Annotated in this window: 14 protein-coding genes, 1 pseudogene and 1 riboswitch; of the genes and pseudogenes, 4 read left to right on the top strand and 11 right to left on the bottom strand. The window is 65.6% G+C overall.

What is annotated here, in order from left to right:
• Nucleotides 1-54: 54 nt before the first annotated feature.
• The 3 genes from AC07UX_RS19510 to AC07UX_RS19500 all read right to left on the bottom strand — a co-directional run bounded on the left by AC07UX_RS19510 (nt 55) and on the right by AC07UX_RS19500 (nt 2,173).
• Nucleotides 55-885, bottom strand: coding sequence for a sulfite exporter TauE/SafE family protein (locus AC07UX_RS19510; RefSeq protein WP_495193640.1), 831 nt, complete (start codon nt 883-885; stop codon nt 55-57).
• Between the two features lie 334 nt (nt 886-1,219).
• Nucleotides 1,220-1,936 (bottom strand): CbtA family protein, encoded by a 717-nt coding sequence (locus tag AC07UX_RS19505; protein ID WP_495193639.1) that lies wholly within the window; start codon nt 1,934-1,936, stop codon nt 1,220-1,222.
• Between the two features lie 9 nt (nt 1,937-1,945).
• On the bottom strand, nt 1,946-2,173 hold the full coding sequence (locus AC07UX_RS19500; protein WP_495193638.1) for a CbtB domain-containing protein: 228 nt from the start codon (nt 2,171-2,173) through the stop codon (nt 1,946-1,948).
• 197 nt (nt 2,174-2,370) lie between these two features.
• Here AC07UX_RS19500 and AC07UX_RS19495 point away from each other — a divergent pair, with 197 nt between their 5' ends.
• From AC07UX_RS19495 to cobO, 4 genes are all read left to right on the top strand, one after another.
• Nucleotides 2,371-2,937 carry a histidine phosphatase family protein gene (locus AC07UX_RS19495; RefSeq protein ID WP_495193637.1) on the top strand — a complete coding sequence of 189 codons (567 nt, stop codon included), beginning with the start codon at nt 2,371-2,373 and terminating at the stop codon, nt 2,935-2,937.
• 68 nt (nt 2,938-3,005) lie between these two features.
• Nucleotides 3,006-3,249, top strand: a riboswitch (cobalamin riboswitch).
• Nucleotides 3,250-3,433: 184 nt separating this feature from the next.
• A complete protein-coding gene (gene cobW / locus AC07UX_RS19490; RefSeq protein ID WP_495193636.1) occupies nt 3,434-4,468 on the top strand; it encodes a cobalamin biosynthesis protein CobW in 1,035 nt (344 codons plus the stop codon).
• Nucleotides 4,468-8,208, top strand: coding sequence for a cobaltochelatase subunit CobN (cobN, locus tag AC07UX_RS19485; protein ID WP_495193635.1), 3,741 nt, complete (start codon nt 4,468-4,470; stop codon nt 8,206-8,208). Before cobW ends, cobN begins: the two co-directional genes overlap by 1 nt.
• Nucleotides 8,209-8,210: 2 nt before the next feature.
• Nucleotides 8,211-8,819: a cob(I)yrinic acid a,c-diamide adenosyltransferase gene (cobO, locus tag AC07UX_RS19480; protein WP_495193695.1), complete on the top strand. Its 609-nt coding sequence runs from the start codon at nt 8,211-8,213 to the stop codon at nt 8,817-8,819.
• On the opposite strand, the gene AC07UX_RS19475 is transcribed toward cobO, so the two are convergent.
• The 8 genes and pseudogenes from AC07UX_RS19475 to AC07UX_RS19440 all read right to left on the bottom strand — a co-directional run bounded on the left by AC07UX_RS19475 (nt 8,816) and on the right by AC07UX_RS19440 (nt 25,757).
• On the bottom strand, nt 8,816-9,664 hold the full coding sequence (locus AC07UX_RS19475) for an ABC transporter substrate-binding protein (RefSeq protein WP_495193634.1): 849 nt from the start codon (nt 9,662-9,664) through the stop codon (nt 8,816-8,818). The two genes, cobO and AC07UX_RS19475, sit on opposite strands and share 4 nt — an antisense overlap.
• A gap of 216 nt (nt 9,665-9,880) precedes the next feature.
• Nucleotides 9,881-10,720: pseudogene (locus tag AC07UX_RS19470) on the bottom strand (cell wall hydrolase); the annotation flags it as partial.
• A gap of 3 nt (nt 10,721-10,723) precedes the next feature.
• Nucleotides 10,724-11,161: a winged helix DNA-binding protein gene (locus AC07UX_RS19465; protein ID WP_495193633.1), complete on the bottom strand. Its 438-nt coding sequence runs from the start codon at nt 11,159-11,161 to the stop codon at nt 10,724-10,726.
• Between the two features lie 131 nt (nt 11,162-11,292).
• The gene (locus AC07UX_RS19460; RefSeq protein WP_495193632.1) at nt 11,293-14,376 is read right to left on the bottom strand and encodes a UDP-N-acetylmuramoyl-tripeptide--D-alanyl-D-alanine ligase; all 3,084 of its coding nucleotides are present in this window, start codon (nt 14,374-14,376) and stop codon (nt 11,293-11,295) included.
• Nucleotides 14,373-15,563, bottom strand: coding sequence for a beta-barrel domain-containing protein (locus tag AC07UX_RS19455; protein ID WP_495193631.1), 1,191 nt, complete (start codon nt 15,561-15,563; stop codon nt 14,373-14,375). The genes AC07UX_RS19460 and AC07UX_RS19455 overlap by 4 nt, the downstream gene beginning before the upstream one ends.
• Nucleotides 15,560-17,746 carry a type I secretion system permease/ATPase gene (locus AC07UX_RS19450; RefSeq protein WP_495193630.1) on the bottom strand — a complete coding sequence of 729 codons (2,187 nt, stop codon included), beginning with the start codon at nt 17,744-17,746 and terminating at the stop codon, nt 15,560-15,562. Before AC07UX_RS19450 ends, AC07UX_RS19455 begins: the two co-directional genes overlap by 4 nt.
• Complete coding sequence (locus tag AC07UX_RS19445) at nt 17,743-18,975, bottom strand: TolC family protein (protein ID WP_495193629.1); 1,233 nt, start codon at nt 18,973-18,975, stop codon at nt 17,743-17,745. Before AC07UX_RS19445 ends, AC07UX_RS19450 begins: the two co-directional genes overlap by 4 nt.
• A 218-nt stretch (nt 18,976-19,193) precedes the next feature.
• Nucleotides 19,194-25,757 (bottom strand): BapA/Bap/LapF family large adhesin, encoded by a 6,564-nt coding sequence (locus tag AC07UX_RS19440; protein WP_495193628.1) that lies wholly within the window; start codon nt 25,755-25,757, stop codon nt 19,194-19,196.
• Nucleotides 25,758-25,773 lie beyond the last annotated feature (16 nt).

Below are 25,773 nucleotides of genomic sequence, written 5' to 3'. Positions count from 1 at the left end.
AGCCTGTTAAAGCGTGTCGCTGGCGGCCCTGCGCAATATCGGAACTGGCGGGCTTTAGAACTTCAGGCCAGCACGCAACATCAGGGCGCCGATGATGAGCAGATAGACGCCGAAAATCTTCTTGAGCGGGCCGGCCGGCAGGCTGTGGGCGGCGGCAACCCCGAGCGGCGCGGTCAGCATCGACATGGACGCGATCGCCAATGTCGCGGGGATGTTGATATAGCCGAGCGATCCCCACGGCAGCCCGCCTTCCTTGAGGCCGATGATGGCAAAGCCGATGGTCGTGGGAATGGCGATCAGCGTGCCGATGCCCGAAGCTGTGGCGATGGCGCGGTGGATCGTGCGGCCGCACAGCGTCATCACCATGATGGCGATGGTGCCTCCGCCGATGCCCAGCAGCGACGAAAAGGTGCCCAGACCGCCAGCGATGCCGACGCGCAGGATGCCCGACGGCATATGGTCGCTGACCACCTTGTCGCTGACCTTGGGCAGCAGGAAGTTGAGCGACATGAGGATGACGCCGCCGCCGAAGATCATCTTGAGCGTGGTGCCGTCGACATGGCTGGCGAGCATGACACCCGCACCGCAACCCAACACGATCCAGGGTGCCCAGGTCTTGAGCACATCAAACTCGACCGCGCCACGCTTGGCATGCGCCAGCAGCGAACGGATGGAGGTGACGATGATCGTCGCGGCGGAGGTGCCGATGGCGACATGGGCGATGGCGTCATGCGTGCCGCCCAGCAGCGGCAGGACGACCAGCAGCGCAGGCACCACGACAAAGCCGCCGCCGATGCCGAAAATGCCGGCGGCAAAACCCGCCAGCAGCCCGGCGGCGAGCATCGAAATCAGCGGAATGAGCCAGGTCATGACATCGCCCTGCATCACCGTACCCCCTTCTGCTCAATGCGGCCAGCGCGCATGTTGCTGCGTTCGCCTTTGCGGATCAAGGCGGCGAAAGTAGGGAAATCGACCATGATGTTAGACCATGCCTCTCTTCGGCGAATTCAAGCTGCATGGGGGGCATGTCGTCATGTCCCCCTGCCCCGCTCAACGAAGGACGGGCCGTAATCCACAAGCCCCTCTTCCAAAGTATGACGCAGGCGAGAAACAAAATCGCGACGCCCACCTATGAGAAATCGGCAAAGTCGCGGTCGCGCGTAATCGACCCACAGCGGCCGGACCGCGATGATTTTCAGATTGTACTGCGCTCGCGACGCTATCCGCGCCGCAGCACAGGTTCCGCCCAAAGGCCAAAGGCAATGCCGATCGTTCCCCAAAGGACCGCCTGGCTGGCGATCGATGCGATGCGGAAATTCCACAAAAGGGAGGCCGGGAAATCGGCCGGCACTTCATCGATGACGGGTAGCAGATGTTGGCCGACGCCCACGACCAGCGCAAAAACGCCCACGGCCAGCAAGGTCGCGTCGAGAGGCCGCAGCGAGCGCAGCAGCGCCGTGCGGACATGGGCCGCAATCACCGCCGCGGCTATCGACAGGCCGATCATCATGAAATAGGCGGCGGTGCGGATGTCCACCGTTTCATGCTGGCCCACGGCAGGGGGCGTTTGGGGATATTTGATCCCCGGCACGATGACGACCAGCAGGAAAGCGAGGCCGGCCAGCAGCAGCGCGAAGCTGCGCGGTCCGACCCGACCGAACCGGCCATAGCCGTAAGCGAACACCAGCGAGAAGATGCCGCCCACCGCAGCGCCATAGAGAGCCAGCGCCGTGAACAGCCCAGCGCCCTTCTGCGTATCGCGGCTCACCAGTTCCGGTTCACCACCCGGCGCCGGGGCATGATGCGCGGCATGCGACGCCTCATAACCGATCGCCAGGTCGATCTGCGGTTCGGCGATCACGCGCGCGACCAATGTGGCGAGCAGGGCCGCCAGGATGCCGGCCAGCATCCCGCGCCACAATAATGTCCGGGTCATGACCGGGCGTCAGTGACAGGGAAAGCCGAGGAGATGGCGGCCGTCATGCACATATTCATGCACATACATGCCGTCGAACAGCGCCAAGGCCCCCTGTTCGGTGCTGACGAAATAGAGGAAGATGAGCGCGATCAGCGTGCCCAGCACGGCCCAGGGCGCGATATCCGCGACCGGGATGGTGGCATCGCCACGAACGGGGATGAACGGATCGTCGAACAGAGCGGCGGTGTTCGCCATGGCCTGATACTCCTGCACGGGATTGCGCGTCCCCGGAAATGATGTCGCAGTTCGGAAGGAAGGTCTGGCTCTCGACGTCGGCTATGGACGGCGATAACAGTGGCGCGACCGCGCCGGAATTGCACCGGCTTCTTCTTTCTGAACGACCCGTGCTTTAGGCTGAGCGGGGGGACGCCGTCAATCATCTGCCGGAGGCTGTGCTGCCGACATTATTGCTGTTGCTTTGTGCCGGACCGACGCGCGCCAGCCGACGGGGTGGCTTTCCTGCCGTTGACGAGGCGCTGGACGATGCTGGCCGGCGCGATGCCGCCGCGCTGTCGCTGCCCGCCCGTTTCCGACATTCGGTACAGTCCAGTCCCTCCCTGTCCGCCATGGAAACGGCGCAGGCCATGGGCGTCACGCCCCTGCCCCAACCGGCATTGCGCGACATCGACCATGGCCGCTGGGCCGGGCACGGTTTTGCGACGATCGCGGCGCAGGAACCCGACGCGCTGGCCCAATGGCTGGCCGATCCGGCGCAGGGTAGCCCGGATGGCGAGAGCCTGTATGCCTGTCAGTTGCGCATGGGCGCCTGGCTTGATGCCCTTGCCGCGAGCGAGGCATCCGTCTGCGCCCTGACCCACCCGATGCCGATCCGCGCCGTAATCGCCCATGCGCTCGACATGCCGTTGCGCGCCAGCCTGTCCATCGACATCGCACCGCTATCGCGCACCACCCTGTCCTTCAATGGCCGCTGGCGGCTCCAGTCGCTGGAGCCGGGCTGAAAAGAGTTGCGGACCTTCATTGCCGCCTCTATCCGCATGTCTGCCCATGCGTCTTGCGACATAGGGCGAAAAGATCGCGCCGGTGCCTCGCAAGAGGCTTAAAATGGGAACGCGGTGCGGGCGGCGACAAGCAGCCCTAATCCGAGGCTGTCCCTGCAACTGTAAGTGGCGAGCGCGATACACAGATGCGACGGGGCAAGGCGCCCGTGCCGCAGCCACTGGGCCGGACGCTGCAACATGCGAGGCCTGGGAAGGCCGTGTATCAAGCGATGACCCATGAGCCAGGAGACCTGCCGGCGTCTGGTCGCTCTTGCTTTGGTCCAGGGGATGGCCAGGGCACGGTCCAACCCGTCTGAGCGACGAACGAAGCGGCAGGGGCCGCACGATGCGCGAAGGCCGGCTGCCCTGACATGGGTGCCCGACCGCTCTCGCTCATCGACCGTTCGCAAACGGTACGTCCCTGCGTTTTTGATAACGCGCGATAAGGGACAAGATCATGAGCAAAGTGCCGACCACCGTCATCACCGGATTTCTGGGCGCGGGCAAGACCACGCTGATCCGCCATATGTTGCACAATGCCAAGGGGCGCCGGCTGGCGCTCATCATCAACGAATTTGGCGATGTCGGCGTGGACGGCGAACTGGTGAAGGGCTGCAATGACGCGGCCTGCCCGGAGGACGATATCGTCGAACTGGCCAATGGCTGCATCTGCTGCACCGTGGCCGACGATTTCCTGCCGACCATGCAGAAGCTGCTCGACCGGCCCAATCCACCCGACCATATCATCATCGAAACCAGCGGCCTGGCCCTGCCCAAGCCGCTGGTGAAGGCGTTCCAATGGCCCGACATCCGCACCCGCGCCACGGTGGACGGGGTGATCGCGCTGATCGACGCCGACGCGGTGGCGGCCGGCCGCTTCGCCACGGACGAGGCGGCATTGGCGGCGGCGCGCGCGGCCGACCCCAATCTGGACCATGACAGCCCGCTGGAGGAATTGTTCGAGGAGCAACTGGTCTGCGCCGACATGGTGGTGCTGAACAAGACCGACCTGGTCGACGCCGCCACGCTGGCGACGGTGGAGGCGCAGGTGAAGGCGGAAACCCGCCCCGGCGTGGCGATCATCCATAGCGCGCAAGGCGCCGTCGATCCGGCCGCACTGCTGGGCCTGAGCGCGGCGGCCGAAGATGATCTGGACGCCCGCCCGTCGCATATCGACGGGATGGAGGAGCATGACCATGATGATTTCGACAGCTTCATCCTGTCGGGCGGCGATATTGCCGATGTCGATGCGCTGGTCGCGCAGCTGAACGCCACGATTGCCGCCCATGACATTTTGCGGGTCAAGGGCATGGTGGCGGTGGCCGGCAAACCATCGCGGCTGGTGGTGCAGGCGGTCGGCCCGCGCATCCAGCATTATTTCGACCGCGCCTGGAAGGACGGGGAAACCCGGCGCACCCAGCTGGTCGTGATCGGCCAGAAGGGGCTGGATCGCCCTGCCATAGAGGATGCGCTCAAGCCGGTCATCGGCTGATGCATCTTCTGTCCGCCACGCCCGGCACGATATCCAATGGCGAGGAGGCGATCGACCTGGACCAGTCGCCGGGCGATATCGTGATCCTGACGGTGGCGGACAGCGAACTGGCCTGCTTCGCCAAGGCGGCGGCGCGCCTGACGGATGAAGATCCGACGGGCAGTGCGCCCAGCGTGCGCCTCGCCAATCTGCTCCAGCTGCGCCACCCCTATTCGGTCGACCTTTATGTCGAGAAGGTGATCGCCAAGGCGAAATTCGTCTGCGTCATCCTGCTCGGCGGCAAAAGCTACTGGCCCTATGGCATAGATGAAATCGCGCAGGTCGCGCGGGAGCGGGGCATCGCCTTCGCCGCGATCGCCGACGGGCGGGAGGATGACCCTGCGCTCGACCGGGCGTCGACCGTGCCGGCGGCATTGATCGACCGGCTGCGCGCCTATCTGCGGCAGGGTGGCATGGCCAATGCGCTGGGCTTCCTGCGCACGGCTGCGCACACGATCGGGCGCGATGCCGGCATGCCCGACGATCCGGTGCCGGTCGCCGATGCCGGCCTCTATCTCTCCGGCGTCGATCGCCCTGCCCTGTCCGACCTGCGCATGCGCTGGAGGCAAGGCGCCCCCGTCGCCTGCCTGATCTTCTACCGCGCGCTGATGGTGGCCGGCACGCTGGACGCGGTGGATGCGATGACCGCAGCGCTGGAGGCGCGCGGTTTCAATGTCGCGCCGATCCACGTCCGGGCCTTGCGCGAACCGTTCGCGATGGACTGGTTGAAAGGCATATTGGCCGACATCCGGGCGGACGTCATCCTGAACGCGACCAGCTTTGCCGCCTCCACCACATCCGATCCGCGCACGGCCAGTATATTGGAACGGGCCGACTGCCCCATTCTCCAACTGGCCTTTGCCGGCGTCGAACAGGGCGAATGGCAGGATGCCGCCCGCGGCCTTGGCCCCCGCGACCTGGCCATGAATGTGGTGCTGCCCGAAGTGGACGGGCGCATCTTCACCCGTGCCGTCGCCTTCAAGGCGGCTGAGCGGTTCGATGATCTGACCCAATGCGGCATCATCGTCCCGCGCGTGGCGCCCGACCGCGTCGCCTTCGTCGCCGATCTCGCCGCCAACTGGGCACGGCTGCGGCGTAAGCCAGCAAGCGAACGGCGCGTGGCGCTGGTGCTGGCCAATTATCCCAATCGCGATGGGCGGATCGGCAATGGCGTAGGCCTCGACACGCCGGCCAGCGCCGCCGCGATCCTCGCCGGACTGGCGGCGGCGGGCTATGATATCGGCAGTGCGCCCAGGACCGGCGCAGGCCTGATGGCCCTGCTGACCGGCGGCGTCACCAACGACCTGTCCTCGCTGGATCGTCCCGGCGACGTCGCCCTGCCATTGACCGATTATCGCGCCGCCTTTGCTGGCATTCCGGCACAAGCGCGCGCCGCCATGGTCGAGCGCTGGGGCGATCCGGAGGCCGATCCCTTAGTGCGCGACGGCGCCTTTCGCCTCGCCGTGCATCGCTTCGGGGGTGTCGCACTCGCTGTTCAGCCGGCGCGCGGCTATAATATCGACCCCAAGGCCAGCTATCACGACCCCGCGCTGCCGCCACCGCACGCCTATCTCGCCTTCCATATCTGGCTGGAGGCGCATTTCGGCGCGCAGGCGGTCGTCCATGTCGGCAAGCATGGCAATCTGGAATGGCTGCCGGGCAAGGCGGTGTCCCTGTCCGAAAACTGCTTCCCGGAAATCTGCGCCGGGCCGCTGCCGCAACTTTACCCCTTCATCGTCAACGATCCGGGTGAAGGCACGCAGGCGAAGCGGCGCATCGGCGCGGTGATCGTGGATCATCTGACCCCGCCGCTGACCCGCGCCGAAACCTATGGGCCGCTCAAGCAACTCGAAGCGCTGGTCGATGAATATTATCTGGCGGCCGGCATGGACCCGCGCCGGCTGGACCGGTTGCGGCGCGACATCATCGACCTCGCGCAGAGCCAGGGTCTGGACAAGGATGCCGGCGCGCAGGGCGATGACGACGATGCGCTGTCGGCGATCGACAATTATCTGTGCGAGCTGAAGGAATTGCAGATCCGCGACGGATTGCATGTCTTTGGCGTTTCGCCAGAAGGCCGGCTGCGCCGCGACCTGCTGATCGCGCTGGCGCGGACGCCGCGTGGATACGACCATGGCGGGCAAACGTCGCTGCTGCGGGCTATGGCGCAGGATCTGGGCCTCGATTTCGACCCGCTCGATTGCCGGATGGGCGATCGCTGGAGCGGCACGCGGCCAAAGGCATTGGCCGATATATCGGACGAGCCTTGGCGCACCCATGGCGATACGGTGGAACGGCTGGAATTGCTGGCGGCGATGTTGGTCGACAGCGACCCTCGCCCCGCATGGGGCAAGGCCACGGTGATGGTGCTGGACGCCATTGCCGACGACCTCGCCCCCCGCGTCGATGCTTGCGGCCAGCGTGAAATGCAGGCGCTGTTCTGCGGCCTGGATGGCCGTTTCGTCATGCCTGGGCCATCCGGCGCGCCGACACGGGGGCGGCCCGATGTGCTGCCGACCGGGCGCAATTTCTTTTCGGTCGATACCCGCGCCGTGCCCACCGCCGTCGCCTGGGAACTGGGGAAGAAGTCGGCGCAACTATTGGTCGAGGATTATTTCCAGCGGGAGGGCGATTATCCGCGCGCCATGGCCCTGTCCGCCTGGGGCACCGCCAATATGCGCACCGGCGGCGACGACATCGCGCAGGCGCTGGCGCTGATGGGCGTGCGGCCGCGCTGGGACTGGACGTCCGGGCGGGTCGTCGGATTCGAGATGATGACGCTGGCGGAACTGGGCCGGCCGCGTGTGGACGTGACCTTGCGCGTGTCGGGCTTCTTCCGCGATGCCTTTCCCGAACAGATGGACCTGATCGACAGTGCCGCCCGCGCGGTCATGGCATTGGACGAGCCGGAGGCGGATAATCCCGCCGCCGCCCGCCACAGGCGCGAGACCGAAGCCCTGATCGGTGAGGGGCAGGACGACGCCACCGCCGCCCGGCGTGCGGGGGCGCGCGTCTTCGGGTCGAAGCCGGGCGCCTATGGCGCGGGGCTTCAGGCGATGATCGACGAGAAATTATGGCACAGCCGCGCCGACCTGGCCGACGTCTATCTCGACTGGGGCAGCTATGCCTATGGCGCGGGGGTGGAGGGCGACGCCGAACGAGGCCTGTTCGCCACCCGCCTGAGCGAAGCCGATGCCGTCGTCCAGAATCAGGATAATCGCGAACATGACCTGTTGGACAGCGACGATTATTATCAGTTCGAAGGCGGCATCGCCGCTGCGGTCGAGCATCTGAAAGGGCAAAAACCCGTCAGTTACCATAACGACCATAGCCGCCCCGAACGCCCCGTGATCCGCACGCTGGAGGATGAGATCGGCCGCATCGTACGCGGGCGCGTCACCAATCCCAAATGGATCGCGGGCATCATGCGCCATGGCTATAAGGGCGCGTTCGAGATTGCCGCCTCGGTCGATTATCTCTTCGCCTTCGCCGCCACGACCCATGCCGTGCGCGACCATCATTTCGACGCCGTCCACGCCGCCTTCATCGAGGATGAGGCGGTGCGCGCCTTCATGGCGGACGCCAACCCCGCCGCCCTGCGCGAAACCGCCGCGCGCCTGAGCGAGGCGCTGGAACGCGGCTTGTGGAAACCAAAATCCAACAGTGCGGGCCTGCTGCTCGCCAGCCTATCGGGAGCATGATGATGGTGGAACGCACCGAGGAACAGCATAGGGCCAAGATGCAGAAGAAGCAGGCGGCGCATGACCGGATCATCGCCGGCAAGACGGTGGAGAAGGGCCTGCTGATCGTCCACACCGGAAAGGGCAAGGGCAAGACCACGGCCGCGCTCGGCATGGTCGTGCGCGCGATCGGCCATGGCATGAAGGTCGGCGTCGTCCAGTTCGTGAAGGGGGCGATGACCACGGGCGAACGGCAAGTGTTCGATGCCTTTCCCGACAGGATCGAATTCAAGGCGATGGGCGAAGGCTTCACCTGGAACACGCAGGATCGCGCGCGCGACATCGCCCTGGCGCGCGAGGCGTGGGAAGAGGTGAAGCGCATGATCGCCGACCCCGGCTATGCCATGGTGCTGGCCGACGAGCTCAATATCGTGCTGCGCTACGACTATCTGCCGCTGGACGAGGTGCTGGCGGTGCTGGCCGCGCGACCGGATATGAAGCATGTCATCGTCACCGGCCGCAACGCGCCCGACGCGCTGGTCGAACAGGCCGATCTGGCCACTGAAATGACGCTGCTCAAGCACCCCTTCCGCGAGCAGGGCGTCAAGGCGCAGCCCGGCATCGAATTTTAGGACGCGGCTGCCTGCGCCATAGCGCGGGCGGCCTTCACATAGGCCGGGCCGCCGCACACGGTCCACGCCTGTGGGATGCCGATCCGCTTGATGCTGTGGAGCGCGGGGTGGTGCATCATTTCCGTGCCCTGATCGGTCACCCGGTCGGTCGCACTATCGACGATCAGATAGTCAGGTCGTGCAGCGACGACCTCCTCCAGCCGCATCTGCGACAGGGGTGGCCTGCCCAGCGTACCGGCAAGGTTGGTGAGGCCGGCCCGCTGCATCAGATCGTCGATCAACGTACCCGTGCCTGTCAGATAGCCGCGCCGCTGATAATAGGCCGCGATCCGGCCGGGCGGCGCCTTGCCGATATGGCTAAGCTCCGCATCCATCTGCGCGATGAGGGTTTCGCCCCGCGCAGAATGGCCGACCGCCTTCGCCACATCGCGGATGGAGGCGACTATCGCCTCGTAACTATCGGCGCCCTTGAGATCCAGCGCCGGATAATGGCGCGCCTTGAGCACCGCGATCGCCGGATTGCGCCGCACCGGCATGCCGATCATCAGGTCGGGGTTGGCGGCCAGCACGGCTTCGGCCGATCCGTTCAGGACAGGCAGGCCCCGTACCTGCCCGGCCACGGCGGACATATGCGGATCGGCGGCATTATGCGTCAGCCCGGCGATCTGGTCGCGATCGGCCAGCGCCACCACCAGCTGATCCGCGCACAGGTTAAGCGACACGATCCGGCGGGGTGCAGGTGGGGCCTTGCGCATCGGCGCAGCAGACAGCGCCCATCCCGTCATGCCTGCCGCCACGGCCAGGATCAGGCCGCCCAGCAACCGGGAAGACGGGACATGGTTCATCGCAACCGTCCCATAGCGCCCCGTTTCGGTGACGCAACCTTGATCGCCTGGAGCGCGCTATTGCCCCACCGGCGCCAATGCGATCTGCGCGACCTCACGCCTTGCGCTGCCCTCCACCATCTCAAGCGGCGGGCTTCGTCGCACACCCACTGGCAGGGGTATGGCCGGCGCCGGGGTCCAGCTCTTGTTGGCGGCTGGCATGACCAGCCCCGCAACCGGCACGGCGCCGCTCGGATCGGCGCTTTCTTGTGCCGCCATTGCGGGCAATGCGCCGTCGCGATGGGCCATAGACAGGCGTGCGATCCGGCCGATCAGCGGCTCGGTACCGCCAGTCGAAGACTGAAAGGCGGGCGGTGTGCCCCACCAGCCGGCCCAGCGGAAGAAGAGGTGCGTGCCGACCTTGGCCGTCTTGTCCAGACTGGCGCTCCAATAGGGCACGACCCAATCGGTATGATAATGGGTCGCGAGTCCGACGGGCCGGAATATCGCGCCAGCCAGCGCCGCTTTGGCGATAGTCCGCGCGCGCGTCCAGGCCGCAGGCGATGGCGTCCGCGCCAATGCCCCGTCGCAAGTGAAGGTAAACTGGCAGCCGCTCCGCCGCTCCTGCCCCTGAAACACGACGCCGCACACCGATTTGGGGAAAGCGGGATGACGCACGCGGTTGAGCACCACCTGCGCCACCGCCTGCTCGCCAACGACATCGTCGCCCGCCTCATAGATTTGCGCGGAGGCAAGGCAGTCAGTGGCGCGGGCCAGATCCGACGCGCCGCCGGTAAAGTGAAAAGGGCTGGCAGCGGGATTGGCCCGGTGTGAGAAGGGCATGGCCGCATTGAGCGCCCGCGCCTTGTCCGTGGGGAGCGCATAGATTTGGGCCGGCTCCACTTTGGGCACGGCTGGCGCCTGATCGATCGGTACGGGCCTCGCCCGAACGACGATGGCGGTCTGTGCTGGCACGGCGGTTGGCGACTGCCGCCACAGCGCCGGCATCGCCAAAAGCGCGATCAGTATCAGCGCCGACAAAGTGGCAGAGACGATCCTGTGCGCGGCGGATGTCATGCGTCAGCTACAATCGCGCAGACCATTGGGCGACCGGCGCGGGGTTAGAGGAACGAAGGAAATGGGGCGGATCGGGACATCGCTATGCGACGCCGTCTCGCCGACCTCGAACAGATGCTGAAGGAAGGAGATCATCGCCTCCCGCCCCTTATCGCTCAGAACCACCCGCATCCGGCGATGATCGCGCGGGTCGAAGCGGCGGACGACGAGCTCCGCCTCCTCCAGGCTTTCGATACGGCGCATCGTGCCCGTGGCACTCTCGCCGGATATGGCCATGATGTCCTTGACGCACAGGAAGCGGCCCTCCTCCGCGACTGCGAACAGTTCCAGCATGATGTCCCAGGCGGAATCGCGGAACACATTTTTGGGAAAATGTTCGGAACAGTTTATCCGCGCCTGCTGCGTCTGGCGGGCAAGGGCCAGCAGCGAGGGTCCGGACATGTCCGGGCTCGATAAATCCTCTCTTCGTTCGCGCGAGGCCATGCCGTCATCCTTGCATCGGTTTCTCGTGGAGCGGCCCAAGGCTGCGCCTTCCACCTTAACGAATTATAAACGCCGTAATTTTCTTGCGATCATGCGACCGAAACCATCTCCACTTCGGACATATTTTCACCCCCCGCTTCCGCTTTTAGCCGAGCGACCAATTCGTGAAGTCCACTACCGTACGATCCTTTTACAAGGATGATGTCGCCATCCCGCATCGTGTCCCGCAGGCAGGCGTATAATTGACCGATATGCGCCGCGTGGAGGCCGCGCCGTTCCGGCGACAGGTCCGCCCAGAGCGGCGTATATAGGGCACCTGCGGCATGGACGCAGTCGATGCCCAGTCGCTGGATCAACGGCGCCAGCGCGGCGTGATAGGCCGTCGCATCCGGCCCCAGTTCCAGCATTTCGCCCAATATCGCGATGCGCCGTCCGCCGATCCGGCCGCCCAGCAGCTCCAGCGCCGCCGCCATGGAGGCAGGATTGGCATTATAGGCTTCGTCGATCAGCGCTATCCGCCGCCCGTCGATGGTCAGGGCCACTTCCTCGCCGCGCCCGGCGAGCGGGCGGAAATCGGCCAGTGCTCCCAGCCCGCGCGCCATATCCAGCGACAGAGCGAACAAGGTCGCCAGCACCGCGAGGCTATTGAGCGCCATATGGTGCCCCGGTGCCCCCAACCGATAGTCGATCATGCCCATGGGCGTTTCCACCCGCACCTGATCGCCCCGGCGCCCGACCAGCCGGAAATCGGCTTCTGCCGCTTCGCCATAGCTGACGACGCGCAATTCCTGCGCCAGCGCCAGCGCACGCACCTGAGCCAGCTCCGCCATGTCCGCGTTGAGAATCGCGACGCCACCCGGCGCCATCCCCGCAAAAATCGCGCTTTTCCGCCGCGCGACGGTGGCGAGGTCATGGTGGAATTCCAGATGTGCCGGCGCGATGTTGGTAAAGACCGCGATATCGGGCCGGGTCAGCAACGCATTCTGCTTCATTCGGCCGATCGCCAATTCCATCACGATATGGGGCGTGTCCCATGGGATGGAGGCCAGATTCCAGGCGATACCGTGGGGCAGGTTGGCATTGAGCCGCGTTTCTCCGACATCCCCCCAGGGACGGAGCGCCTGCGCCAGCATCGCGACCATGGTGGTCTTGCCCGCACTGCCGGTCACGCCGATCAGCTTGCCGGCCATCGCCGCGCGGGCATGACGTCCGAGCGCGAGGATTGCCTCGTCATTATCATGCACCGCCAGAACCGGCAGGCCGGTGGTTGCGAAACGTTCGGGTGCGCTGGTGATGATCGCCGAGGCTTGTGGCCGGAGCCGGTCGATCAGGCGCGGGGCGATGCCCCGCTCCCCCGCCGCGCCGCGCATCACCACCATCTCGCCGTCGCGCAGGCTGGGCGGAAAGATACACAGGCCTTCCGCCCGCCAATCGGCCGGCGGCGGCACGAACCAGCGCCCGCCCGTCGCCTGGCAGACGCTGCGCGCGGTCCAGCCACGTTCGACCGGCAGCGCCGCCTGCTCTGCCTGCGTTCCCAGCAGGTGCCGACGATAGGCGACGAGGCCCGACAGATAATGTTCGACATCGTCAATCCGCACGCGAAAGGCATGATGGCGGATGAAGAAGCTGCCGACGATCCGACGGGGATTGGCAAAGAACATGGCCAGTTCTGGCCAGAAATGACCGTTTAGCAGATAATGGGCACGGGCATGCAGCGCCCGATGGAATTTGCCGAGGTCGATCGTATCGAGCAGGTGGCGGTGGTCCGGATCGGCGGAAAGGCGCGCGATCATATGCTGCGCCGCCATCATCAGCTCCAGCAGCGTCGGGAAGGTGGTGATGCGATTTTCCACGAAATCCAGATGGTCGCGGACATTGTCGAGGCCGAAGCGGAACCAGGCCTCGTCGGTGCGGTAGCGGGTCAGTTCATTGACGCAATAGCTCAGCCAATGGTCGTGCGCGGCCGCGTGGCCCGCCGCGATGAAATGGGTGAAGGCGCGCGCCACCGCCTCGATCCAGCGCGGATCGCCGGTGAGCCCGTAAAGCCGCATCAGGCCGAACGCCGCCTCTCCGTCATAATAGATGATGCGAAAGTCCTGCTTCACCCCCAGCGTCGGATAGTCCAGCACATGGACGAAGCGCCCACTGTCGGCATCCTGCATATGCAGCATGCCGACGGCCAGCCAGTCGAGCAGCGGGCGATAGCGGTCGGTCGCCATCAATTCGCTATATTTGACCAAGGCGAGCAGGCAGACGGCGTTGCCGCCCAACTTGATCTCGTTGCCGGGGTCGATCAAAAAGGCCGCCGGCGTGCCGTCGGGCAAGGTCGCCGGGCGGATCAGCTCCTGCTCCAGATAAGCCAGCGCCCGCTCGATCGCGGCCAGCAGGTCCGGGCACCGCGTCACCTCCCAGCTTTCCAGCATGGCATAGGTGCTGCTGGCGTGGCGCAGGCTGTTATAGGCGGCGATCGGCCGGTCGAAACAGGGATGCCAGCCATAATGGAAACGGCCGTCCGCCTGCACCTGCGACGCGAGATAGGCGCTGCCGTCGTCGATCAGGCGCAGAAGCAGGTCAGGATCCAGCCGCTCCACCGTCCGCCGCCCGGCATTGCGACCTTGTTCGCGGATCGTGTGAAGGACGCCGTCCTTGCCCATGAACAGGCCGGCGGTCGAGAACAGCCAGATGGGCGCATTATCGCTGAAATCGATCGCCCTGATGCCGTGGCGCAACCGGGCATAGCGCAGGAAATTGCCTTCATTGACGATGGCCGTGGGATGCCGGTTGCCGCCATAGAGCATGGCATTGGCGTTGATTTCCGTCTCCAGAAAGGCCTGTTCCAATCTCGCGTCCAGCCCGATGCCCAGCCGGAAATAATTGCGCTTCGTCGCATCCAGCCGTTGGCGCAGGCTCTGCCAGTCGGTCCGTTCGACCGCACGGACCCAATCGACGCGCAGCCAGTCCAGCCGATCCGCCGCCGCCCGCAGCAGCGGCAGCGCCTTTTTCCAGCAGAGTGCGGCATCCGGCCCGCTGACGGTCATGGTCCGCGCCCGCGCCGTGCCGTCGGTGAAGGACAGGAACAGTATCACAGCCGGCGTGCCGTCGATCGCCAGCGGCGCCACCTGCCGCACCCGGTCGTCGATCGCGGCCAGCCTGTCCTCCAGCGACACGCTCATCGTTCGCGCAGACCTTCACGGGCACGGTTCAGGGGCTTGAGCAGATATTGCATCACAGTCTTGCTGCCGGTGTGGATATCGACCGTCGCGATCATGCCCGGCACGATCGGGAAGCGCTTGCCCGCCTTGTTGACCACGGCGACCGACTTCGTCCGCACGAAGACGCGATAATAATAGATTTCCGGGTTCACCTCATCCTTGATCGTGTCCGGCGATATGCTCGATACCGTCCCTTCCAGCCCGCCGTAGATGGCATAATCATAGGCGGTGATCTTGACCGTCGCCCGCTGGTTGGGGTGGATGAACGCGATGTCGCGCGGCGAAATGCGTGCCTCGATCAGCAACTGGTCGTCCAGCGGCACGATCTGCATGATCTCGCCATTGGGCGACACCACGCCGCCGATGGTGGACACGTCGATGCTCTTCACCACGCCGCGCACCGGGGACCGCAACGTCAGGCGCTTCAACGTATCGGACCGGCCGCGCACCACCGGCGCCAGCGCCTCCACCTCTTCGCTGACCTTGGCCAGATCCTGCTGCGCCTCGACCAGATATTGCGAGCGCAGATCAGATTTCTTGAGGGCCAGTTCGGCCTGCTGCCGCTTCAGCCGCAACACCTCGACATTGCTGGCGGCGCCGACGGCGATCAGGGATTCGCCGATCTTCACCTCCTTGCTGATGAGCGCAAGGGACTCGTCGATCAGCCGGTCGGAACTCATCAGGCTTTCCCGACGGTCGCGATAGAGGCGCGTTTCCGCCGCCTTCAGCTCCGGGTAGGGATCCAGTTCCCGCGAAAAGGCGATGGGCGTGCCGCCGACCTCTGCCCGCAAGCGCGCGGCGCTCGCCAGTGCGGCGCGATATTTGGCCGCGCTTTCATCGACCGTCGATCCCGCCTGGGTCGGGTCGAGCTGCGCCAATATCTGGCCTGGCTTCACGATATCGTCCTGCTTGACCATCAACTTGGCCAATATGCCGCCCTCCAGCGACTGGATGATCTGTTCCCGGCTGGTCGGCACTACCCGCCCGCTGCCACTGGCGACCTCGTCCAGCTTGGCGAACCAGGCCCAGGTGAAGGCGACGACGAAGAGCGCCGTGACCAACCACAACAGCCGCTTGGCCCCGGTGATGCGGCCGCGCCCTTCATCGTCGAACTGCCATTCGTCATCGATGATCGCGACGCCGCTCATGCCACCCTCGCCCGGTTGGCCTGCATGGTGCGGATCGCCGCATCCTTGGGCTGGTCCAGCAAAATGCCACCATTGTCGATCACGATCACCCGGTCGACCAGCTCCAGCACCCGCATCCGGTGGGTTGCGATCACCAGCGTGCGTCCCTGCGCCCATGTCTTGAGACCGTCGATGAAATGGCGTTCCGACACTTCGTCCATCGCGGCGGTCGGCTCGTCCAGCAGCGCGACGGTCGGGTGACGCAGCAGCAGTCGCGCCAGCAGCAGTGACTGGATCTGCCCGCCCGACAGGCCATTGCCGCCTTCCAATATGATATGTTCCAGGCCGCTGCGCAGGCGTCGGACGAACTGGATCGCCCCGGTCATCGCCAGCATGGAGAGAATCTCCTCATTGGATACATCCGGCGCGCCCAGCGTCAGATTTTCGCGGATGGTGCCGTGGAACAGCCTGCTGTTCTGCGACAGGAAGCTGACGTCACGGCGCAGGTCGTTGGGGTCGATATGGTGCAGCGCCAGATTGTCGATCAGCACTTCGCCCGACACCGGCTGCATCATGCCCGACAGCGCCTGCAACAGCGTGGATTTGCCCGCGCCGTTGCGGCCCAGCAGCGCGACCTTCTCCCCAGCCCTGATCTCCAGTTCCGGGATGGTGAGCGCCGGCGGGCTGTTGGGATCGGCATAGCTGAACACGCCGCCATGGATCGTCATTGCGCCGGCAATCGTGTTCACTGAAATACGATGTTCCGCATCGGGCCGGTCGACCGGCAACCCCATGATCTGATTGAGGCTGCCGATCGCTACACGCGATTGCTGGAAACGACTGAGCAGCGACGTCACCTGCGACATCGGCGCCATCATCCGCGACCCCAGGATGGAAGAGGCGACGAGCGCGCCGGTCGTGATGTCCCCCGCGATCACCATCGGCGCGCCGACGCACACGATCCCGGCATAGACGCCATTCTGCACATTCTGCGTCCAGACGGTCAGGCTGTTGGTCAGGCCACGCAGCTTCAACTGCTGCTCTCCGGCCTCGGCATTGTAGCGGTTCCACAGTTGCTGGAAGCGCTCCTCCGCCTGCAACGCCTTGATATCTTCGATGCCCTGCACCGCTTCTACCAGCATGGCGTTGCGCAGCGAGGCTTCGCGCATCGATGCGGTCGCATAAGCACGCAGTTTGCGCTGGGCGAGCAGGCCCGGCACCAGGAGCAGCACCAGCGCGGCCAGCGGCACCAGCACGAGCGGCCCGCCGATGAACCAGAGGATCACGAGGAATATCAGGAAAAAGGGCAGGTCCGCCATCGCCGCCACGGTGGTGGAGGTCAGCAGTTCGCGCACCTGGTCGAGGTCGCGCAGCTGGGCGATGAAGGTGCCGGTGGAGGTCGGTCGCGCCCGGTTGCGCACGCGCAGCGCATGGCCGAACACCTTGTCCGACATGCGCAGGTCGGCGCGCTTGCCCAGCACATCGACGATGTTCATCCGCAGCCGGCGCAGCAGGAAATCGAAACCGATCGCCAGCGCCACGCCCAGCACCAATATGTAGAGCGTCGGGTAGGATTCCGCCGGGACCACCCGGTCATAGACCTGCATCGAGAAGATGACGCCGGACAGGCCCAATATATTGGCGATGCAAGACGCCACCATCACATGGACATAGGACCGGCTATCCTGATGAATGATCCGCCGCAGCCAGTTTTCGTCCTGCTGGTGGATATACGGATCTACGCGGGCATCGGGTGCCGCACGTACCGGCCGGGCAATCACCAACAAGGTCGCGCCCCGCGCCACGTCCGCGATCGCCATATGCGCGCGCAACCCGCCTTCGCCCGCCAGCGACAGGGTCGCCTCCCCATCCTCGGCGATCGCCGTGACCAGCGCCAGCGCGCCGTCGCTCATCCGCACGATCATCGGCAGGCGCCAGCCGGACAGCTTGTCGCGTGCGTCGGGCGTGCGGAAACGGATCGACAAGCCCAGCGCACGGGCCATGCCGCGCACCTTGGCCTGCTCGCCCTCCATGCCGGCCCACAGGCCCGCCAGCTTGGCGCCCTGTTCGCTGTTGGGCAGGCCATAATGGCGCGCCACCTGCTGCAACAGGTCCAGCCAGGCATCGATCGACACGGCGCCCGGAGCCGGACCAGTGGTCGCGCCGGCACTTCCGGCCGGCTTGATCGGCGGCATCATGTTCATAGCGTCACCCCGCGCACCACCGTGCCGGTGAGGTGAAAGGCCGCGCGGGTCCGGCCCGAATTATACAGACAATCCATCTGCAACCGCCGCAGGTCGTGCGCGGTATTGGCCGCTTCGAACCGAACCTGCTGAAACTCCTGCTCGGCATTGAGCAGGTCGACCAGCGTGCGCGTACCCATTTCCAGATATTGCATGCGATACAACTTTCCGGTTTCGTCCATATTGCCTTCCCGCGACGCCAGCGTCTTGAGCAGCGCGCCCAGACTGTCGATCTGCTGTTGCGCCTCGGCCAGGCGCTGGGCGGTTTCGTTGCGCGCCCGCTCGGTCGCCGCATCGGCCGCCTCCAGCGCAAAGGCCGCGCCGCGCACCCGCGCCTTGGTAATGCCGCCGCCCATCACGTTGCTGGTTACGTTCAGGCCCAGCGAATAGGCGCTTCGGCGGCTGGACAGCGGATCGGACACATCGATCGTGCTGGTGCCGGCGATGGAGACGGTGGGCAATTGTTCCGCCTTGCGGCGCTTGAGGTCCGCCGCCGCCTGATCCTTCTGCGCCTCCGCCACCATGACGGCGGGCACATCGGCCCAGTCGGGCGGCGGCTGCCGGCAGGCCGCCATCAGCCAGACGGGGACTTCCTCATCGACCTGTGTCGGCGGCGCGGTCCGCCCCAGCAGATAGGCCAGGTTGCTGGACCAGCGCCGCCGCGATGCCTCGATCTGCGACAGGGTGGCGATCGCGGCTTCCACGCGGGCCTGCGCCTGCAAACCATCGGATCGGGTCGCCGCGCCTTTGCTTACGCGGCTATCGACCAGGTCACTGATGGCCCGAACCCGTTCCAGCTGCTCCAGACCGATCCGGTGCAGTGCTTCGCCGCGCTGCATTTCGATCATCGCATAGCCCGTGTCGCGGATCAGCCCGTCCACCGCCAGCAGCATTTCCGCCTCGCCGACCCGCGTACCCGCCCGCGCCGCGTCCACGGCGCTCGACACCTTGCCGAAATCATAGAGCATCTGGGAGGCGTTGATTTGCGGCCGGGGGCGCCAGTCGGCGGTCAGGCGGCTGTCATAGCCGGTGGCAAGACCGGCGCTGATCTGCGGCGAATAGCCGGCACGGGCGACGTCCACCTCCGTCGTGCGGGCGTTGAGTTCGCCCGCTGCCTGGGTCAGCAGCGGGTGCCAGGCGATCGCCTCCCGCGCGGCTTCCTCCAGCGTCACCGGATCGGCGGGGTTCACCGCCGGTCCGGTCTGTGCATATGCGGCCGAAATCAATAAGCCGCCGGCGAGCGATAGATAGGCTCTGCCGTATTGGAACCATGTTCCCACGCCGGTCATATCCTTATCCAGTTATGACCAGAATGAATGCCATTGGTTACGGACATACTAACGTAGCAACTTTAATATCATATCGTTTTCGTAATGGATGATATTTCTTTCTATGCTTTCGACATATCCTAGAACACATGACCGTTATTTACATTGTGCTTTTCGATATCATCAGGAGAGGAGAGATATCCCAACGGATCTTGCGGCACGTCCACCGGGGTCAGATCGACGCTTTCCGGGCTGGACACTGCGCTCGCCTCGGTCAGTTCCACCCGCTCGGGTAGCGGCTGACGTTCGAGATAGGCTGTCAGCACATCCTCCAATACGCCCTGACCTTCGAACATCTGATAGGCCAGTTCGCCCAGCACCTCGTCGGAGACGGGCGTATCCGCCGGGTCCGTCGCCGCCATCGCAGGCTCATCTGGAATTGGTGCATCGACCGGATCTGCGGCGGAGGCCGCCGCGACCAGATCCGTACCCGACACGGCTGCATCGTCCGCGCCGGGCGCAGGCGCCTCTTCGAAGGTCGAGGATATCCTTGCTTCGGGAACTGGATCGACCGACTGGTCCGACGTCGTGTCGGACGTCAGGCTGGCCATCTGGTGCGTGTCGTCGCTGACCAACGACGCTTCATCCATGCGCAGGCTCGCCTCCTCGATCGACATCACCGCCGACGTCGCGCCGGAACCGACATTGATCGTCACGTCCAGCGTGGCGGTAGCCGTCACGCCATTGGGCTGGACGATCTGGTAGGTAAAGCTATCGACCAGATTGACCGTCGAATGCGGGATCGTCGTCCCGGGCGTGTAACTATAATGACCCGTCTCGTTGACCGTCAGCGTGCCATAGGTGCCCTGAATGGTCACCGCCGTTTCACCGACTTCCACAAAGCCACTGCCCGTCCCGACCTTTACCACCGGGAAAGCCGTTCCGGTCACATCGTTGGCGAGCAGCTCGCCCTGCGTACCGGTCACGCTCGACACGCTGAACTGGTCCAGATGGGTGATGGATTCGCTGATATAGACGGTCGAGCCATAGGCCGTCCCCAGCAGGTTGGTGCTGGACACGGTATAGGTATAGTTGCCGGCTGGCAGATCCTCGAACGTGTGCGTGATGCCCGATCCCAGTGGCAGCCCGGCGACGGTGGTCCCGGTGTAGGTGCCCACAGTCACGCCCGCCGCATTCTTTACCGTGATCGTGTAGCTCGGCAACAGCGCGATCGTACCACCCCTGATGACGGTGATAGTGATGTCAGACTGGCTGTTGGCGGCTACGGTGAAACTATCGTTGCCGGACCTGGTGCTCAGAATCGGCGTGCTGAACGAAAACTCGACCGCTGGCCCCACCGTCTCCACGACATTCTGATACTGTACCGCTGCGGTCGCCATATCATGATTGGCCACAGGGGCGGCGGTGATGTCGTCGCTGCCGATCCTGATCGACAGGTTGGCCGTTTCCGTCTCCCCGTCGCTGCGGTCGATCAGCGTATATTGGAACACGTCCGTCTTGCCGATCGACGCGGCGGTCGGCGACGGGGTGTAGGTATAGCTGCCGTCCAGATTGATGACCAGCCGGCCGAAGGCGCCGTTCACCACGGTGCCGTTGGCCGTGACCGCCGTCGTCACCCCGTTGACCGTGACGCTATCGATCACCGTTTGCGGACTGATGATGTCGATATGACCGTCGGGACTGGGATCGGTGATGACATTGCCCTGGATCTGCTGGGGCACGATGCCGCCGATGTCGGTGAAGTCCGAATCGGTCCCCGCGACATTGAGCGATCCCAGCAGCCCAACGCCCAACGTCCCGTCGAAGGTGACGAAGGCACGATATTGACCCGGTCCCAACGTTTCGGTGCTGACCAGATTGCCGTTCAGCAACCCCAATTGCAGCAGCGATGCGCCAGTGCCGCCGCCCACCGCGACCCAGGCCGATCCGTTCCAGCGCTGCACCGCGACCGAATAACCGGAAAGCACGCCGATGCTGAGCGTTGCGTCATAGGTGAAGACCGCGTTGAGGCTATGCCCGTCCGCCACGGTGAAGCCCACGCTGGGCGTCGCCAAGACCTGCGCGTTGATGTTGAGCACGCCGAGCGACACCAGTGCCAGATAATTGGCCGTGCCATGGTTCACCGCCGTCGATACCGGCAACAGGTCGACCAGGGCGATCGTGCTGTTGTCGAAGGCGGCGATGTCGAACGGCGCGCCGACGGTGCCGGGAAGGGACTGGTTGCCAGCGCCATCGGTCTGGGTGACGGTCAGATTCTGGCCGCCCACCTGCGGGCTGGACAGGGTGACCGTGAAACGACCGTCCGATCCCACCTGCCCGGTGCCGATCACAGTGCCGGTTCCGTCACGGACCCGAACCGTCGCCCCCGCTTCACCAATACCGGTCAGCGTGGTGCCGGCGGTATCGACGGCCAGATTAGCCGGCGCGTTCGGCGCGGTGATATCCGGCGCGATCGCGCTGGTGGAGGTGGACGGATTCCCGGCGGTATCGGTCTGGATGACACCGATCGTCTCGCCATTGGCTTGCGCCTGGGTCAACGTCACCGAATAGCTGCCATTGGCCGCGACCAGCGCCGTGCCGATCACGACGCCTGCCGCATTGGTGACGGTGACGGTCGCGCCCGCTTCACCCGTTCCCGTCACCACCGTACCGGTCGACGACACAGCGGCTGTCGGTGCGGCGGGTGGCGTATGGTCGGGTGCGGTGACAGCGATATCGGGCGATCCATTGCCCGCCCCGTCCGCCTGGCTCACGCTCAGTCGCTCGCCATTCAGTTGCGCGGGCGTGAGCGCTGCTGTGTAGCTGCCATTGGCCGCTACGGTCGCGGTGCCCAGGATCGTGCCATCGGCCGCCCGAACGGTGATCGTCGCGCCGGCTTCACCGGTACCCGTCACCGATCCACCATTGGCAGAAACGGCGGCGGTCGGTGCCACAGGCGCCGTCGTATCCGGCGCGGTGATCGGCACGGTAGGCGATATATTGCCTGCCGGGTCGCTCTGTACCAGCGTCAACCTCTCGCCATTGGTCTGCGGCGTGGTCAGCGTGGCGCTGTAGCTGCCGTTGATCGCCACCACCGCCGTGCCGAGCAACGTGCCAGCTGCGTTGGTGATACGGATCGTCGCACCAGCCTCACCGGTGCCGCTGACCACGGCGCCATTGCCGCTGATCGTGCCGGTAGGCGCCGCTGGTGGCGTGCTATCGGGCGCCAATGCCGTCGCGCGTGGCGACACATTGCCGGCCGCATCCGCCTGGGTGATACCCAATGTCTGGCCATTGGTCTGCGGGGTCGTCAACGTGACGCTATAGCTGCCATTGCCTGCCACGATCGCCGTGCCGATGACGGCCCCTGCCGGATTGGTGATGCTGATCGTCGCACCGGCCTCACCGCTACCGTTCACGACCGTACCATCGGCCGTAACCGACCCGGTCGGCGCCGCCGGTGGCGTGCTGTCTGGCGCCAGGGTCGGCACGCGCGGCGACACATTGCCCGCCGCATCCGCCTGGGTGATGCCCAATGTCTGTCCATTGGTCTGCGGGGTCGTCAGCGTGGCACTATAGCTGCCATTGCCTGCCACCGTCGCCGTACCGATGACGGCGCCGGCCGGACTGGTGATGGTGATCGTCGCGCCAGCTTCGCCCGTACCGTTCACGACCGTACCGTCGGACGTGACCGACCCGGTAGGCGCCGCCGGTGCGGTGATGTCAGGCGCGACCGTCGGCACGCGCACCGATATATTGCCGGCGCCGTCCGCCTGGGTCACGCCCAGCGTCTCGCCATTCACCTGCGGCGTGGACAATATCGCGCTATAGCTGCCATTGACGCCCACCGTCGCGGTCCCGATGACGGCACCGGCCGGATTGGTGATGCTGATCGTCGCACCAGCCTCACCAGTGCCCGTCACGGTCGTGCCGTCGGATGTTACCGTGCCGGTCGGCGCATTGGGCGCTGTCGTATCGGGCGCCGTTATCGGCACCTGCGGGGACGCAAGCCCGGCCCCGTCGGTCTGCACCAGGGTCAACTTCTCGCCATTGGTCTGCGGCGTGTCGAGCGTGACACTATAGCTGCCGTCGCCCAACACGGTGGTGGTGCCCAGCACCGTCCCGGCCGCATTGGTTACGCTGATCGTTGCGCCGGCCTCACCGCTGCCGCTGACCACCGCGCCATCGCCGCTGATCGTGCCGGTCGGCGCAATCGGTGCCGTGATGTCGGGTGCGGTCAGGTCAACCTCGCTCGACGCATTGCCGGCGACGTCGGTCTGGCTGAGGCCCACCGTCTCGCCATTGACCTGCGGCGGCGTAAGCGTTGCGACATAGCTGCCATTGGCGCCCACCGTCGCCGTGCCCAGCACCGTGCCATCGGCGGCGGTTATGCTGATCGTTGCGCCCGCCTCTCCGGTTCCGGTCACCACCGTGCCATCGGTCGAAACCGTGCCGGTCGGCGCACCGGGGGCCGTGATGTCCGGCGCGGTGATCGGCACTTGCGGCGACACCAGGCCCGCCCCATCGGTTTGCACCAGCGTCAGCGCCTGGCCATTGGTCTGCGGCGTGTCGAGCGTGACGCCATAGCTGCCGTCACCCAGCACCGTGGTGGTGCCCAGCACCGTGCCGGCCGCGTTGGTGACGGTGATCGTCGCCCCCGCTTCGCCGGTGCCAGTCACCTGTGCGCCATCGGGCGTGATCGTCCCGGTCGGTGCGGCAGGTGCCGTGATATCGGGCGCGACCACATCGACCTCAGCGGAGGCATTGCCCGCAGCATCGGTCTGAGTCAGGCCCAGCGTCTCGCCATTCACCTGCGGCGTGGAGAGCGTCACGACATAACTGCCATTGGCACCCACCGTTGCGGTGCCCAGCACCGTGCCGTCGGCCGCCATGATGCTGATCGTCGCGTCCGCCTCACCCGTGCCCGTGACGGTCGTGCCATCTGACGTCACCGTGCCGGTTGGGGCATCGGGTGCCGTGATGTCGGGCGCGGTGATTGGCACGGTCGGGGACGCATTGCCTGCGCCGTCCGTCTGGCCCAGCGTCAGCGCCTGGCCATTGGCCTGAACCGGGTCGAGCGTGACGCTGTAGCTGCCGTCGCCCAGCACCGTCGTCGTGCCCAGCACCGTGCCGGCCGCGTTGGTGACGGTGATCGTCGCCCCCGCTTCGCCGGTGCCATTCACTTCAGTCCCATCGGGTGCGATCGTGCCGGTCGGCACGGCAGGCGCGGTGACATCGGGCGCGAGCGCATCGACTTCCACCGAAGCATTGCCAGCGGCGTCGGTCTGGACGACGCCCAACGTCTGGCCGTTCAACTGCGGCGTGGAGAGGATGGCGATATAAGCGCCATTGGCCCCCACCGTCGCCGTGCCCAGCACCGTCCCATCGGCGGCCATGATGCTGACCGTCGCACCGACCTCGCCGGTGCCCGTAACGGCGGTGCCATCGGAGGTCACCGTACCGGTCGGCGCATCGGGCGCCGTGATGTCGGGCGCGGCGATATCGACCTCTCCGGACGCATTGCCGGCCGCGTCGGTCTGCACCAGCGTCAGCGGCTCGCCATTGGTGAGCGGCGGGTCCAGCGGAACGTTGTAATTGCCGTCACCATCGACCGTGGCGGTACCCAGTACCGCACCGGCGGGATCGGTGACGGTTATGGTCGCCCCCGCTTCACCGGTGCCGGTGACTGCACTGCCGTCCGGTTCGACGGTGCCGGTCGGCGCGTCGGGCGCCTCCAGATCAAATGTCGCGACTGGCGTCGGATCAGACACATTGCCGGCCGCATCGCTCTGCGTGACGCTCAGTTGCGATCCATCGGTCTGCGGCGGCGTCAGCGTCACCGCATAATGGCCCTGGCCATCGACCGTCGCCGTTCCGATCAGCGTACCGTCGGCATCGCGCACTGCGACGGTCGCGCCCTTTTCGCCCGATCCGGTCACGACAGCGCCGGTCGGATCGATCTGCGCGGTCGGCGCGGCGGGTGCAGTGATGTCGGGCGCGGTGAGGATGACCGGAACGGAGCTGTTATTGTCCGCATCGGTCTGCACCACGACCAGCTTTTCGCCATTGGCCTGTGCCGTGTCCAGGGTGATGCTGTAATTGCCGTCGCCGTCGACGGTCGCGCTGCCCAGCACCACATTGCCGGGGCCGGTTACGGTCACGGTCGCACCGATTTCACCGGTGCCCGAAACCGTCTCACCGGCGCCATCGATCGTTGCGGTCACCGGATCGGGCGCATCCGGCCCGTTGAGATTGGGCGCGGTCACCGGCACTTCGGCGGATTCATTGCCCGCGCCATCGCTCTGCACCACGATCAGCGGTTCGCCATGAATTTGCGGCGGAATCAGCGCCGTGTCCCAGTTACCGTCACCATCGACAGTGGCGCTACCGATCACAATCCCGGTCGGATCGGTGATGGTGACTGTAGCGCCGATTTCCCCCGTTCCGCTCATCGATGCGCCGTCACCGGCAATGTCGGCGGTCGGCGGTGCGGGCGCGGTCAGGTCGGGCGCGGTCAGGTTGGTCGGATCGGACACATTGCCGGCGGCATCCGCCTGGGTCACGACCAGCGGTTCGCTATCCAGTTGCGGGGGCGCCAGCGTGACGCTGTAATTGCCCTGGGCATTTACGGTGGCGCTACCCAGCAGCATGTTGTCAGCCGCCCGCACCTCGACCGTCGATCCGGCAATGCCGGTGCCGGTCACGATGCGCCCGGTATCG

Source organism: Sphingobium sp. GW821-FHT02B05 (genome assembly GCF_059421905.1).
Note: the sequence above shows the minus strand (reverse complement) of the source record. Positions and strands in the feature narration are given on the sequence as shown.